Below are 14,378 nucleotides of genomic sequence, written 5' to 3' on the forward strand. Positions count from 1 at the left end.
AAAGGATTCACATGGGCGATTTCCTGTCCCACATCTGGGACTTCATCTGGATGTTCTTCACGATCTTCGTGCTCTTCGCGTGGCTGATGGCACTGTTCAGCATCATCTCCGACCTGTTCCGGGACAAGACGCTGTCCGGCTGGGCGAAGGCGGTCTGGCTCCTGTTCCTGATCTTCGTGCCGTTCCTGACCGCTCTGGTCTACCTGATCGCTCGCGGCTCCGGGATGGCCGAGCGGGCTTCGGCGCAGGCTAGTGCGCAGAAGGCAGCGGCCGACGACTACATCCGCTCGGTCTCGGGCGGCGCCGCCGGCGAGATCGCCCAGGCGAAAGCCCTGCTGGACGCGGGCACCATCTCGCCGGCCGAGTTCGACGCGCTGAAGGCCAAAGCCCTCGCTTGATCGTCGTGGCGAGGGTGGTCGAGGCGGTCGATCATGAGCGCGGCTCCGAGGCCGAGCCGAGCAGGTCCAGCCCCAGGTCGGCAGCCAGCCGTCGGGCGACCAACTGGCCACGCACGGAGTTGCCGGCTCCGTCGAGCAACGGGGAGAACACCCCGAGGCCGCCCTTGCCGGGCGAGACCGCCATCAGGCCGCCGCTGATCCCGCTCTTGGCGGGGACACCGACATCGAGCAGCCAGTCGCCGGAGGTCTCGTACATTCCGGCGATGCTCATCACCGCCAGAGTCGCCCGCGCCACATCTGCGCTGACCACCTGTTCGCCGGTGACCGGGTTCACCCCGCCGTCGGCGAGGGTCGCGCCCATCACGGCGAGGTCCACGCAGCTGACCAGCAAGCAGCACTGCCGGGTGTACAGGTCCACGGCCTCGAGCGGGTCGCCGGCCAGGCCTCCCGCATCCCGGACGAGGGTCGCGATCCCCCGGTTGCGGAAGTTGGTCTCCCGGGCGGAGGCCAGCGTGGTCTCGTCGAGGTCAAGCGGGTGACCGGCGAAACGCCCCAGGCCGTCGCGTAGCCAAGCCCAGCGATCCTCGTCGGTGGCCCCGGGGGCGAGGCTGGTGGTGGAGATCGCCCCGGAGTTCACCATCGGGTTGGTGCGTCCGCCTTCCGCCCGGGCGACCGCCTCGATCGAGTTGAACGGCATACCGGTGGCGTTCACCCCGATCACACGCCGCACCTCGTCGATGCCGCGATCGGCACACGCCAGGGCGAAAGCGAACGGCTTGGAGACGCTCATCAGTGTGACGGCCACTCCGGCGTCGCCGACCTGGTGAACGACACCTTCGACCGTGGCCAGCGCGATCCCGAACTGGTCGGGGTCGGCTGCGGCCAGCGCTGGATAGACGCTGGACAGCTGACCTTCGGAGACGGCGGCGAACTCTTCGCGGGCGCTGGCGATCAGATCCTCAACATGGGTCGCTGCGGGGAGTACGCCGGTGGATACGAACCGGCCGGGCCGGACGGGACTGGACATGACCCTCAGGCCAGCGGATGCCGCAGACCGGCGAGCAGGCGTCCGTTCCAGATCTCGGCGGTGATCTCGTTCGGCCGCACGGCGCGGACCTCGCCCCCGTTGCGCAGGACCGCGAGGGCGATCTGCGTCAGCAGGTCGTCGCCATCCGGCTCGAAGCGGATCTCCCCGGTGCCGTGGTCGAGCGAGCCCTTCGCGTCGGCGTCCACCGCGTAGAACAGTGTTCCCACGGCTCCCGCGACGGCGGCACGGGCGACCTGCGCGGTGTCGATGGAGGCCAGTCCGCGCGCAAAGCCGTCGCCGATCTCGTCGGCCCGCCGACTCGCCTCGGCGCTGTTCAGCGCTCCGATCCGCTCCCGAACCGCCTCGTCCAGTTCGTCGGGACGCAGCTCGTCGGGCGCGCCACGCACCAATTCGATCTGCCAGGGCAGGTCCTGGTTCTGGATCAGCGATCCGAGAGGATCGTTGGCGAACACGAACAGCGGCAGCCCTGCCGACGGGTCCAGCCGTCCGAGTTCGCTGCGGACGGCGTCCGCGACCACCTGGGCATAGCGCTCCAGCAGCACCTTCTGGCCCTCGTCGCCGCCCAGGCGGCGCAGCAGCTTTCGTCCGCGGATGCTCATGCGGTTGGTGGCGTCGGCGGCATCGTCGGCGTAGTCGCCGACCAGTTCGAGCTCCGCGATCCGGGCCGCGGCGGTGGCGCGCCAAAGGTTCCAGCCGTTACTGGACAGGGTCAGTGCGAAGGCGTCCTGCGGAGTAGTCACGGCGCGCACCAACGGGGCGAGGTCGAAGTGCTTCCCGAAGCTGCGGCGCTCGTCGAACGCGTTGGCAACGACGTATTCCTCACTGAAGCCCGGTGACAGAAAGACCGCAAGGGACCGTCCCAGGTTGCCCCACAGCCCGGTGTCTTCGGTGAGTGCCACCCACTCCGCGCGCAGCCCATCCTCCACCGACCGAGGCCGGCCCTTGTCCCGCAGTGTCTGGATGGCCTCGTCCACGGCGCTCTTCACGGCCGTCAGGGCCGCGTTGCGGCCGGCGGGGGTCGGCTCGGTGGGCAGGTAGACCGACATCGCGTCGAGCCGGGGCTCGCCGAGCCGGAGCAGGTCGTCGATGCTGGGCAGGGTGTAGCGGATCACACGGAACTCCAGGGGCCGAGGGACGGGCAGGGCGCGGCCGGCGGTCGGTGCCGCTGGCTGTTCCACACTAGGAGCCGAAGACGGCGACCGGAATCCCCAGTTCTGGGGACGGTTCAGGCGGATCGATAGTCGGGTCGTGCACCTGCCGTGAACAACGGCTCGGTTGCCAGCTCGTAGGCGTGGGCCACCCGGAAGGCGAGCTCGTCGGCGTACGGAGCGGTGATGATCTGCAGGCCGACCGGCATCCCGCGTCCCGTACGTCCGGCGGGTACGGAGATCACCGGATGGCTGTTGAGGATGTTCCAGGGTGCGGTCAGGGCCGCGGTGAACTGGGGGTGCGCCGGGACGCCATCGATGCTGAAGCTGTGCAGTGATGGGTCGAAGTCCGCGGGCACGTGGGAGTCGGCCAGTGTCGGCGTGACCAGGACGTCGTAGCCTCGGTTCCAGACCTGATCGACGAGACGTGTGTAGAGCCGGCGCATCCACAGCTCGAAGGCGGCGTTGTCCGCCCCACCGTAGCGGGAGGTCTTGAGCATGTCGAAGATTGCCGCCGCGTACGGCGACATCGCCTCGGTGTGGTCGCTGAGTTGCTCCAACGCTCCGCCCATGGAGCCCGCCCAGAACGCCCGGAAGAACATGTCGGCAAGGTCGTCCATCGAGGTGCCAAGGTCGAGCTCGATCCCGGTCACCTCTGCGCCGAGCTCCTGGAGCCGGAGTGCTGCCGCGCCCGCGACTTCCCTGGTGTCCACGCTGACCGGCAGCAGTCCCAGATCGGGCGAGTAGGCGATCCGCAGACCATTCACGCCGTCGTAGTCCAGCGGCAAGGTCTGCTTGGGCAGGGTCATCGGGGCGTACGTCGTTGGCCCGGCCATGGCGTTCTGGAAGCGGACCAGGTCGGCGAAAGTCCTTGCCAACGGCCCGGTGCCGGCATACTGCTCCAGCGGCAGCTCGGTACTCACCCGTCCGTAGGGCGGCTTGAAGCCGTACAGCCCGCAGAACGCCGACGGCAGCCGGACCGAGCCGCCCATGTCGGAGCCGGTCGCCAGAGTCGTCATGCCGGCAGCCAGCGCGGCGCCGGAGCCGCCGGAGGACCCGCCGACGGTGAAGGACAGGTTCCACGGGTTGCGGGTGACGCCCCAGTGCACGGAGTGGGTCAGGCCGATCAGGTAGAACTCGGGAACGGTCGTCTGCAGGTGTGTGACGACGCCGGCGTCCTTGAGGAGTGCGGTGACCTCGTCGGTGTAGTCCTTCACCTGGTCGGCCAGCAGCGCCGAGCCGCTGGTGATCGTCATTCCGGCCTCGTGGTGTTCGTCCTTGAGCGCGCAGGTGATGCCCTCCAGCGGCCGCGCCTCACCGCGTCGCCAGCGGTCCTCGGACTCCCTGGCCTCGGCCCTGGCCTTGTCGAAGTGGGTGAACGTCACCGCGTTGACCAGTCCGTTGTGATGCTCGTACTGGGAGATTCTGCGCTTCCAGCACGTCGACGGGAGACAACTGGCGCGTGCTGAACAGTTCCAGCTGGCGCGATGCGGGCAGGTAGGCGAGATCCTCGCCCTCACTCGTGTGGCTCGGCATGGTCACCTTTCTCCACCGGACGCCCGGGGGTGGGGGCACGTTGCTCACCACCGAGGCTAGGAAGGCCCCTCACGGACGAGCCATCCCCACATCTGGGGGGTCAGCACGGTGGCCGGTGGCCGGTACCGTGACCGGTGTGAGAACGGTCCTGGACTGCCCGGCGTGTGGTACCCCGTTGTGGATCGAGAGTCTGGAGTGCGGGTCGTGTGCGCAGCCGGTGTTGCTGGATCCGGTGACGAAGCGGGCGTACGCGCTGGGCGAGCCGGGGTTGGAGCCGTGCGCCAACCGGCGGTGGGGCTGCAACTGGGCTGTCCGGGCGGGCGGCCCGCACGTGGAGTGCTATTCGTGCCGGCTGACGCGCCGCCGTCCTGACCTCGACGACACGGTGGCGATGGGGAAGCTGGCGGTCACCGAGACGGCGAAGCGCCGGTTGTTGATCGGCCTGGCGGATCTGGCGTTGCCGATCCGGCCGCAGTGGGTGGCCGACGGTGGGCTGGCGTTCGACCTGCTCGCGTCCCGGGAGGGTGTGCCGGTGGTCATCGGGCACGCGGACGGGGTGATCACGATCGACCTGACCGAGAGCCTGGACGACCACCGCGAGCGGCTGCGGATCACCCTGGGTGAGCCGTACCGGACGATGCTGGGCCACTTCCGCCACGAGGTCGGCCACTACTACCAGTGGCAGCTGGTCGAGGAGCCGGGCGGGACGCTGCTGGAGGAGTGCCGGACGCTGTTCGGGGACGAGCGCGCGTCCTACGCGGAGGCGCTGGAACGGCACTATCGCGACGGGGCCCCGTCCGACTGGCCGGAGAACTACATCTCCTCCTACGCGACGATGCACCCGTGGGAGGACTTCGCCGAGACGTTCGCGCACTACCAGCACATCCTGGCGACGCTGGGCATCACCGCGAACGGCGGCCTGCTGATGAGCAGACAGGCCCAGCCCGCGCTACCGTCCGACATCCGTCCGCGGACCGACTACACCGACGTCCCGATGGCGGACGCCCTGACCGACTGGACGTGGGTGTCACACCTGCTCAACCGCGCCAACCACGCCATGGGCAAAGGCGACCTGTACCCCTTCACCATCCCCCAACCGGTCGCCGAGAAACTCGACTTCGTCCACCGCGTCGTCGTCGCCTCCCGCGTCCACGAACCCTTCATCGGGCTCGACGCCCAAGCACGAGAACCTCTCCCCAAGAGTTGAAAGGAACAACCATGTCCGACGCCGTCACACCTCCCGAGCCCACTCCCGTCGGCCCCGCCGCACCTGGTTCCGCAACCGGTGTGGAGCCGACCGCAACGGTCGTGTCCGGCGTCACCGCGGACGGCGTGCCTGTTGTTGCGTTCGGCGCCGCCAGTGGGGACGATCGGGTCTCGATCGCCGCGACCACGGACGGTGATCTCGATCTCGTGGTCGCCGAGGCGACCGACGGCGACACCAGTGTTGCCGGCGCGTTGCTCTCCGACGGCGCCTGGAGCCTGCTCGTCGCGGACTTCTCCGAGAAGCACCTCGCCCTGGAGGCATACAGCGAACTCCGCCAGGCAGCGGACGCGAACCGGCTACGCATCGAGGGTGCCTTCGTGCTGGCGAAGGACCAGAACGGAGAACTGACGATCGACCAGGCCACCGATCTTCGGACCCGCCGCGGTCTTCGCTGGGGGCTGGTGACCGGTGCGATCGTGGGACTTCTCTTCCCGCCCTCACTGCTGGCCGGCCTGGCCGTGGGCGGCGCTGTCGGTGCCGGCGTCGGCCGCCTGCGCCACAACCAGGTGGCGGGCGAACTCGCTGAGGAACTGTCCGCGGCGGTCGAGCCCGGTCACTCCGGCCTCATGATGCTCGTCTCCGACCCTGCCATGGTCGAGTTGCAGAAAGCCCTGGCCAAGGCGGATCGGATCGTTCAGCGCGCTGTCGACAGGGCGGTGGTGGAGGAGATCACCTCCCGGGTGGACGCCGCCGAGCAGGCGAAGCCCACGAGCGAGCCGGACGACTGAGCGTCGGGAACGGGCATCAGAAGCGGTAGGGATGATGGCCACCAAGGTTGCCGAGCTCCGGTTGAAAGTGCGGATCGATGAGGGCAGCGGACCTGTGGTCGTGCTCCTGCACGGGATCAACTCGACCGCCGACGACATGCGTCCGTTGGTGGCGCTGCTGACGCTGGACTACCGGGTGATCGCCCCGGACCTGCTGGGGTTCGGGGGTTCGCCGAAACCGCTGGACATCGACTACACCACCGATGAGCACGTGGCTGTGCTGGCGGCAACCCTGGATGACCTGGATCTGCCGGGGCGCTTCCTGTTGCTCGGCTACTCGCTGGGCGGTGACATCGCGGCGCGCTACGCCGCGCACCACCCCGAACGAGTGCGACGCCTTTTCCTGTTGTCGACGCCGTTCTACCTGCCGCCGGAGAACTACGTGAAGCACCGGTTCGGCACGTCGTATGTCAAGGCGGTGTTCTGGACGTGGCTGTGGCGGGTCATCGGCGACCAGAAGCAGCGCAACACCCCGTTCTACGCTCTCGCGGCAGGGCCGCTCCGTGGACCGGTGGAGGAGTACATCCGGGCCGAGGAACTCCCCATCCACTGGGAGGTGATGGCCAGGACGCTGCAGAACACCATCACTGCGACGACCCTCGTGGACGATCTCCCGAAGCTGACCATGCCGACAACCTTCGCCCTCGGAGTCAAGGACCCACTGGTGCGGCCCTACGAGTTGTTGGGCCTCCAGCGGCTCAAGCCCGATCTGGACGTTCGTCGAATCGGGGGCCTGACGGCCGATCACCTGCTCATCGTCAACGTGCCCGACCGCGTGGCGGAGGAGGTCCGGCGGGCCGAGGAGAATCAGCTCAGTGTCGGGCTCCGCACCGGCGCGGGCGAGCCGTTGGTGCTGCTGCCCGACCTCGGAAACACCTGGCGGATCTGGCAGGACGCGGCGGACAATCTCGCCGCCGACCACGAAGTGGTCGTCCTCGACCTGCTCGGGTTCGGCGACTCGCCGGCGCCGACAGCCAACGCGTACTCCCTCGAGGACCATGCGGGCGCTGTGCTGGCCACCGCCCGCATCGTGTTCGGTGACCGCCGGTTCACGGTGGCGGGCACCGGGTTCGGTGCGGATGTCGCGCTCGCCTGCGCCGCCATCGACCCGCAGGCCGTCGCCGGCGTGGTCGCACTCGCCCCGCCGTTGCCCACTCCTGACGCGTCTGGCCCCAATCCTGCGTATGCCGGCCTGCTGGCGAGCCGGGATGCTGCGGTTTCCGCCGCCGGCGACGAGCGGTTCCGCAGGGCGGCGGGCGGTCGTCTTGAGTCCGAGTTGCTGGCGACGGTTCGATCGGTGGACCGGCTCGCTGCCACCGATGCCCGGCAGCTGATGTCTCGGTTGGCGGTACCGGTGAGGTTCGTGATGCCCGAAGCGCCGGGGAGTGTGCCCGGCTGGCTCACCTCCTGGGCGGCGTCCGAGCCGGAGCGGGTGGCGCTGGAGCGCTGCCCCGTTGTCCCGGGACCGGGCGAGAACAGCCGCTTCGCGGTCTCGGCGATCCGGGGCGAGGCTCTGCCACAGCCAGCGGGGGCGCTGACCGGTCGTCTCCCAGCCGCTCGCCGCGACCCGCTGTCGGCCCGGCTGGGCCGGGTCAACGTCCGGATGCTGTTGCGCAGTGTCGTCCCGCTGCTCGTGGGCGTCCCCCTCCTGGTCTGGCCTGGCACCATACCTGTCGCCTGGGTGGCGGTGATGCTCGCGATCTGGCTCGCCGCCGAAGCCGTCCACACCCTTGTCGGGGCGATCGCCGAATTGCGTCGGGGCCAGCCCTGGCTGGTGTGGGCGGTCCTGGCTGCCGTAGCGGTCGTCTGTGCGGTGGCCCTGGCCATCGGCAACCTGGTCGCGATCGACGTCGCACGGTGGATCGTGGTGGTCGTCGTCGGGTTGCGCGGGCTGGCCCAGCTGATCGCGGCGGCAACGGCCTCGTCGGCCCCGGTCGGGCGCGGGGTCCTGGTCCTCGATGGCTTACTGTCCCTCGCCATCGCCGTCGCGATGATCTTCTGGCCGCCGCTGGGAAACCGGCTGCTGCGATACACCATCGGCGGCTATCTGGCTGCAACAGGCATCGCCGGGCTCGCCGCCTTCGCGGGCAGCCGGCGGGCCGCACGCGCGCGACTTCGTCACTACCTGTACCTGGATCCAGCACCCTGACCACCCGAGAGAACGCAGGATCTGACAGCGGGATCCGCGACGAACAGTCCTGATCCTCACCAGGCACCCGGCCGCGCCCAAGAGCGGATCTTCTCACCCCATCATCCGCGCGAAGCCGCGACCCGCTGCTGACTACTCGTCGAACTCGAGCCGGGTCACCGTGGCGTCGTCGAGGACGAGGGTGACGGCCGGACGGCGTCCGTCGGGCTGCACGCGGATAGTGACGCGGCCGCCGGCGGCGGCGGCCACCGCCTCGGCCAGTCGCCGGATGGTGGCCTCGCTCAGCGGACGCAACCCGGAACTGTCGTCCAAGAGCCTGACCCGGACGCCGCGGTCACGGGCGTCCGCGCAGATGCGGGCCAGACTGCCGGTAGCCAGGGCGGGGGCCCGCAGCAGGTCGCGGACGGAGGCCGCCGCGATCAGGCACGACTCGGCCAGCCCCGCGTCCACGGCCTCGCCAGCAACCACCGCGGTGAGGCTGGGCAGGCTCAGTCGGGCGACCTCGACCCGCAGGCCCCTGGCGCGCTCCGCTGCGTCCCGTGCGGCGTGCTGAGCGGCAATCGCCTGCGCCTCAGCGTCCCGGGCGGCAAGAGTGGCCGTCATCGTGCGGCTCACCACCCGGTACAGCAGCGATGCCGCTATCACGGCAACTACCGGCGACACCAGCACGGCGACGCCGGCTCCGACCTGCCCCATTCCGAGGGTCATGGGCAGTACGACCGCGACGCTGAGCAGGATTCCGGCCGCGCCGGCGCGGACGCGTCCACGCAGCGCGAGGAGCGCGCCGACGTCCGCACCGAGTTGCAGCAGCCAGACCTGCTCCGGCAACACCTGCGTCCACTGGACAAGCAGGCAGGCGGCGGTCACCGCGGGCGTCAGCGCCGCCACGACCACCGTGGGGGCGCCGGGCAGCGTCGTCGACGGACGCGTCACCATGAACAGCGCGATCAGCAGCCAGGCGACCGCAGCCACTGTCAACGCAGGTGCGGGCAGGCTGGGCCAGGACTGCGCCACCCACGCCAGACCGGCACCCCAGCAGAGCAGGAGGCACACGCGGGCCGCGCGGCTGGTGACGCCCGTCGCGGTGCCGATGTCGGGCAGGGGGAGAGCCACCGGCGACGGCGTCCGCTGAGCCGGCTTCCGGTCGGCGGCTCGCCACGATATCCGCACGGTGGTGCCCTCGCCGGGGGCGGATCCCACCACGGCGTCGCCGCCGTCCAGAGCGCGCATCCGGCCCAGCACCGAGGTCTGGAGGCCAAGCCGGGTCTCGGGGACCGCGTCCGGGTCGAACCCCACGCCGTCGTCCACAACCTCGACCACCACGCTTGCGGGCGCGAGGTCGACTCGCATCGTGCGGGCGGCTGCCGTCCCGGCGTGCTCGACACTGTTGCGCGCAGCCTGGGCAGTGGCGGCAATGACGGCTTCTCCGACCTCGCCCGGATACCGCACCTCGGCAGCGGGCGCGGCGAGCGTGAAGTCGAAGCGGTTGGCCAGCGCCACTGCCCGCAGATCGTCCCGGATGACGAGGGACTCATCCGTAACGGTCAGGTGGTCGGCGAGCAGTTCGAGGGAGTTCTCCGCCGCGGCGACGAGGTCCGCGTGGCCCACGCCACCCCGTCCGACCGCGCTGAGGGTGCCCAGGACCTGGTCGTGGATGAGGGCTGTCAACCTATCCCGCTCAGCCCGCCAGGCCTGCTCGAGCAGGGCGGCCCGCTCCTCGTCGGCGAGGCGTCGGGCGGCATGCCAGGTCTGCAGCAGGTGGCTGCGGGCGGCGACGACCAGCACGGCGAAGATCGAGTTGCCCAGCCCCAGGGCGATCATGGACGCAAGCCCCGGCGTCAGTACGCCGCCGGAGACGGCGACGGCCAGCACCACGAGGATGGGCGCGATCCCGATCGCGACGGCCGGGACGAGGCTCCAGCGGAGGGCGGCGATTGCGATGGCCAGCGGCGCGAGGTCCCAGGTCCAGGGCATGAGAGACGCGCCCGGAACCTGCGAGGGGCCGAGCACCGTCCACGCGATCGCGGACAGCGCCCACCCGACCGGGTAGATCGCCCAGCCGGCGCGCAGAACCGCCCGCGGAGCGCGGGTGCCGACCAGGATGGCCACGGTGCCCAGAGCGACCAGCAAGGAGGCGGCCTGCCACCCGGCTGGCGTGTCGGTGACCGACGGAACCTCCCCGACGAGGCCGATGAGTTCCAGCAGTCCGTACACCAGCGAGAAGATCCAGGCGATCTGGCGCGAGATAGTCTCGGCGGCCTCCGACGCAGCCGTCGGCGGGCCCTCCCGCCAGGCGAGCGACCCGAGGTCGAGGCTCACTGCGGGCCTTCGAGGATGCCGTCCTCCACCGCGCGGCGGTACAGATCGATCTTCGTCCCTGCCGGACGCGAGGCCGCGGCGTACTTCGTCCTCACGTTCTGAATGTGGTCAAGCACGGTGTCCCGCGAGATGCCCAACAGGCGGGCGACGCGGTCGGCCTTTTCCCCGGACGCGTACAACTGCAACACCTGGGTCTCTCGGGGCGTCAGCCCCACCGTCGCGACCTCGCCGTCGCCGTCCAGAGCGGCAGCCCAGTCGGTGGAGGCGACCACGCACCCCTGAAGTGCCTGCCGGACTGCCTGGATCAGTTCTGCGCGCGACTCGCTCTTCGTGACGACGCCGATGATGTCGGCCCGGGCGGCCTCGCGCAGCAGCGCCGGGCTCTCCGCCGATGTGTAGGCGAGCACCTCGATGCCTGCCGCGCGCAGCCGTCCGACGTTCTCGGCGGGACGGGTAGCGTCCCCCAGCCGTAGGTCGAGCAGAACGAGATCGACATCCACACCGAGGGCGAGGAACTCGTCAACCGTCCGTGCGCTGGCCACCAGGTGCACGTCGGCCAGGTCGGCGACGGCAGCGGCGACCCCCTCGGCGATCAACTCGTGGTCGTCGATCACAGCGATGCGGCTGCCGGGAGTGGGTTCAGTCATCATGTCGTCTTCGTGGGCGTCCAGTGTGCGACCATTGTGGCAACTTCAACCCAGGGACGCGTGAAGTTCCCGCTCCGCAGGGATCATTGCGGAGACGGCCTTGACAGCGAAGGCGGACGAGCTCAGACGCCGGACTACCGCGGCAGTCTGCGACGAAGACTCCTGATTCGCACCCGGCACCCGGCCGCGCCCAAGAGCGGAATCTCCCCATCCGCGCGCGAAGCCGGGACCCGGTGCTGACTAGGAGGATCCCCATAACTGGGGGGTAGGCAAGTCGGCTCAGCCGTCTCACCATGAGGCGTGACCGAAAGCCAGACCACCACCCTTTCTCCCAACGTGGAAGTCGCCCGTCAGGCGTGGCACTCGATGGCGCCGCAGGACGTTTCCGCCGCGCTGGGAGTGAACCCTGAACTCGGCCTGGACGCCGCAGGCGTCCAGGCCAGCCGCGCGAAAGCCGGCGAGAACAAGATCGCATCGGAGCCACCGCCGACGCGCTGGACGATCGCGATCCGCGAGCTGGGCGACCCGATGAACCTCATGCTGGTGGCAGTCGCTGTCATCAGCCTGGCCATCGGGCAGCGCCCGGTGGGCATTCTGGTGGCCGTCCTGGTCATCCTCAACGTCGTGCTCGGGACACAGCAGGAACTGAAGGCGCTCGCCGCCGTCGATGCGCTGTCGAAGATGCAGACCCCGCGGGTTCGGGTCGTCCGCGACGGCAGCCTGGCCGAGATCGCCGCCACCGACCTGGTGCCCGGCGACATCGTCCAGCTGGAAGCCGGTGACCTGGTTCCCGCGGACGGGCGCATCCTGCGTTCCGCCAGCTGCGAGACCCAGGAGGCCGCACTCACCGGCGAGAGCGCGCCGATCCCCAAGGGAAGTGCGCCCAACCCGGCCGGTGACGTGGCGCTGGGCGATCGCACCGCCATGCTGTTCCAGAACACCTCGGTCACCCGGGGCACGGCCGTCATGGTGGTGACCGAAACCGGCATGAACACCGAGATGGGACAGATCGCGTCCATGCTTGCGGCGGTCCCACCGTCGAAGTCCCCGCTCCAGCGGGAACTGGCGTCTCTGACCAAGGTTCTGGGGATCATCGCCTGGATCGCCGTGGCGATCATCGTGATCCTCGGTCTCGTCCGCGGCCAGCGACTCGAGGCCGTGCTGCTGCTCGGCATCTCGATGGCAGTCTCGGCGATCCCGACGGGCATGCCGACCTTTGTGCAGGCGATGCTCGCCTTCGGGGCCAAGAAACTCGCCGAGGCCAAGGCCGTGGTCAAGAACCTGGGGGACGTCGAGACACTGGGCGCCACCAGCGCGATCAACTCCGACAAGACGGGCACCCTCACCCTCAACGAGATGATGGTCCGCAAGCTGTACTACCGCGGGGAGTGGTTCAACGTCTCGGGCGACGGCTACGAGAAGTCCGGCCAGATCACCGGCATCGCTGGCGTTCCCGTCCCCGACTTCACCCGTCTTGCGTACGCACTGTGCCTCGACTCCGATGCGACGGTTTCCGACCTCGGAGCCGTGGTCGGCGATCCCACTGAGGCAGCCTTGGTCGTCCTGGCCGCCAAGCTGGGCGTCGATGCCGAGGAGACCCGCCGGGCGTACCCGCGCGTCGCGGAGGTGCCGTTCGACTCCGACTACAAATTCATGGTCACCTACCACGACGTGCTGCTGCCAGAAGGCGAGAGGTTCGTCGGACTGCTCAAGGGCGGGCCGGACGTGGTGCTCGACCGCTGCTCCCACGTGCAGCGGGCCGACGGCAGCGAGGTTGCGATCGAACAGGTCCGCGACCAGATTCTGGACGCGAACCGCGAGATGTCTGAGCAGGGCTTGCGGGTGCTCGCCTTCGGCCTGCGTGACGTGACCGGCCAGACCGATGCCGTGACCGCCGATCCCATGGGCCACGTGGAGCAGTTCTCCTTCGTCGGCATGGTGGGCATCATCGACCCGTTGCGTCCCTCGTCGCTGGAGGCGGTCCGGGTCGCCCATTCCGCCGGGATCGACGTCCGGATGATCACCGGTGACCACGCGATCACCGCGGGCGCGATCGGGGCGGAGCTGGGTCTGGGTGAGGGCGCGATCAGCGGCGCCGAACTCCAGCAGATGAACGACGACGAAGTGAAAGCGGCGCTGCCCCGGTTGCACGTCTTCGGCCGGGTCACTCCGCAGGACAAGCTCCGCCTTGCCCGGCTGATGCAGGAGACCGGCGAGGTGGTCGCGATGACCGGCGATGCCGTGAACGACGCCGCAGCACTCAAACAGGCAGATATCGGCGTTGCCATGGGATCGGGCAGCGAGGTCACCAAACAGGCTGCCAAGATGATCCTGACCGACGACAATTTCGGCACGCTCGTCCACGCGATCACGCTGGGTAGAGGCATCTACGAGAAGGTCACGGCGTACATCCGCTTTCAGATGACCCAGTTGTTCTCGCTGATCCTGCTGTTCCTCGTCGCCAGCATTTTCAACATCAATCAGGGCATGCCGCTGACACCGTTGATGGTGCTCTACCTGAACTTCTTCGTCGCGGTCGCACCGCTCGTCATGATCATGCTTGATCCGACACCGGACGACATCATGAACCGTCCCCCGCGCAACGTCGCAGAGGGCATCGCGAACAAGCGGGCGATCGGCGAGTGGCTGTTCTACGGTGTTGTGCTCTTCGGCGTCACCATCGGGGCGCTGTTGACGACGCCCGGAACGATGAGCCCGACAGAGCCGAACGTGCCGGTGACGATGGCGTTCGCGGTGATGGGCCTTGGGACGGTGTTCAGCGCACTGGTGCTGCGTCGCTTCCCGACCTCCGGGCTCGCCGCACCCGTCGTCGGCGCGCTCAGGATCCTGGTGATCCCGACGCTTCTCCTCGTGGCAGGCGTCGAGTGGAGCTGGCTGCGCGGGCTCCTCGGCACCGCTCCCCTCACGAGCGACCAGTGGATCGCGGTGCTCGGGTGGTCGCTGATCCTGCCTGTGGTCATCGAGATCTACAAGGCGGTCCGCCGCGCGAAGGCAAACCCCGCTGGTCACTCGCCGTCAGGTCTGGGCAGCATCCTGCCCGAGCGGGCACTCGTGACCACCGACGCCGGCAAGTAACGG

General features: G+C 69.2%; 10 protein-coding genes. 5 read left to right on the top strand and 5 right to left on the bottom strand.

Annotated elements, in window-relative coordinates; genetic code table 11:
* Positions 1 to 11: 11 nt before the first annotated feature.
* Positions 12 to 398 carry an SHOCT domain-containing protein gene (locus tag QM779_RS14605; protein WP_428536476.1) on the top strand — a complete coding sequence of 129 codons (387 nt, stop codon included), beginning with the start codon at positions 12 to 14 and terminating at the stop codon, positions 396 to 398.
* Positions 399 to 429: 31 nt separating this feature from the next.
* Here the strand turns inward: QM779_RS14605 and glsA are convergent, their stop codons facing one another.
* The 3 genes from glsA to QM779_RS14620 are packed head-to-tail and all read right to left on the bottom strand — an operon-like array spanning position 430 to position 4,114.
* Positions 430 to 1,425 (bottom strand): glutaminase A, encoded by a 996-nt coding sequence (gene glsA, locus QM779_RS14610; RefSeq protein ID WP_428536478.1) that lies wholly within the window; start codon positions 1,423 to 1,425, stop codon positions 430 to 432.
* A gap of 5 nt (positions 1,426 to 1,430) precedes the next feature.
* Positions 1,431 to 2,624, bottom strand: a complete 1,194-nt coding sequence (locus QM779_RS14615; RefSeq protein ID WP_428536480.1) for a hypothetical protein — start codon at positions 2,622 to 2,624, stop codon at positions 1,431 to 1,433.
* A 47-nt stretch (positions 2,625 to 2,671) separates the two neighbouring features.
* A complete protein-coding gene (locus tag QM779_RS14620; protein ID WP_428536482.1) occupies positions 2,672 to 4,114 on the bottom strand; it encodes an amidase in 1,443 nt (480 codons plus the stop codon).
* Between the two features lie 152 nt (positions 4,115 to 4,266).
* Here QM779_RS14620 and QM779_RS14625 point away from each other — a divergent pair, with 152 nt between their 5' ends.
* The 3 genes from QM779_RS14625 to QM779_RS14635 are packed head-to-tail and all read left to right on the top strand — an operon-like array spanning position 4,267 to position 8,313.
* The gene (locus tag QM779_RS14625; RefSeq protein WP_428536484.1) at positions 4,267 to 5,337 is read left to right on the top strand and encodes a zinc-binding metallopeptidase family protein; all 1,071 of its coding nucleotides are present in this window, start codon (positions 4,267 to 4,269) and stop codon (positions 5,335 to 5,337) included.
* An 11-nt stretch (positions 5,338 to 5,348) separates the two neighbouring features.
* Entirely contained in the window at positions 5,349 to 6,125 is a 777-nt protein-coding gene (locus QM779_RS14630) for a DUF1269 domain-containing protein (protein WP_428536486.1), read from the top strand.
* A 34-nt stretch (positions 6,126 to 6,159) separates the two neighbouring features.
* Positions 6,160 to 8,313 carry an alpha/beta fold hydrolase gene (locus QM779_RS14635; protein ID WP_428536488.1) on the top strand — a complete coding sequence of 718 codons (2,154 nt, stop codon included), beginning with the start codon at positions 6,160 to 6,162 and terminating at the stop codon, positions 8,311 to 8,313.
* 132 nt (positions 8,314 to 8,445) lie between these two features.
* Here the strand turns inward: QM779_RS14635 and QM779_RS14640 are convergent, their stop codons facing one another.
* Both QM779_RS14640 and QM779_RS14645 read right to left on the bottom strand, forming a co-directional pair.
* Entirely contained in the window at positions 8,446 to 10,632 is a 2,187-nt protein-coding gene (locus tag QM779_RS14640) for an ATP-binding protein (RefSeq protein ID WP_428536490.1), read from the bottom strand.
* Complete coding sequence (locus tag QM779_RS14645) at positions 10,629 to 11,279, bottom strand: DNA-binding response regulator (protein WP_428536492.1); 651 nt, start codon at positions 11,277 to 11,279, stop codon at positions 10,629 to 10,631. Before QM779_RS14645 ends, QM779_RS14640 begins: the two co-directional genes overlap by 4 nt.
* A gap of 300 nt (positions 11,280 to 11,579) precedes the next feature.
* Between QM779_RS14645 and QM779_RS14650 the strand changes: the two genes are divergently transcribed.
* A complete protein-coding gene (locus QM779_RS14650; RefSeq protein WP_428536494.1) occupies positions 11,580 to 14,375 on the top strand; it encodes a cation-translocating P-type ATPase in 2,796 nt (931 codons plus the stop codon).
* Positions 14,376 to 14,378: the final 3 nt, after the last annotated feature.

Origin of the sequence: Propionicimonas sp., assembly GCF_049840635.1 — a bacterium.
GTDB lineage: Bacteria > Actinomycetota > Actinomycetes > Propionibacteriales > Propionibacteriaceae > Propionicimonas.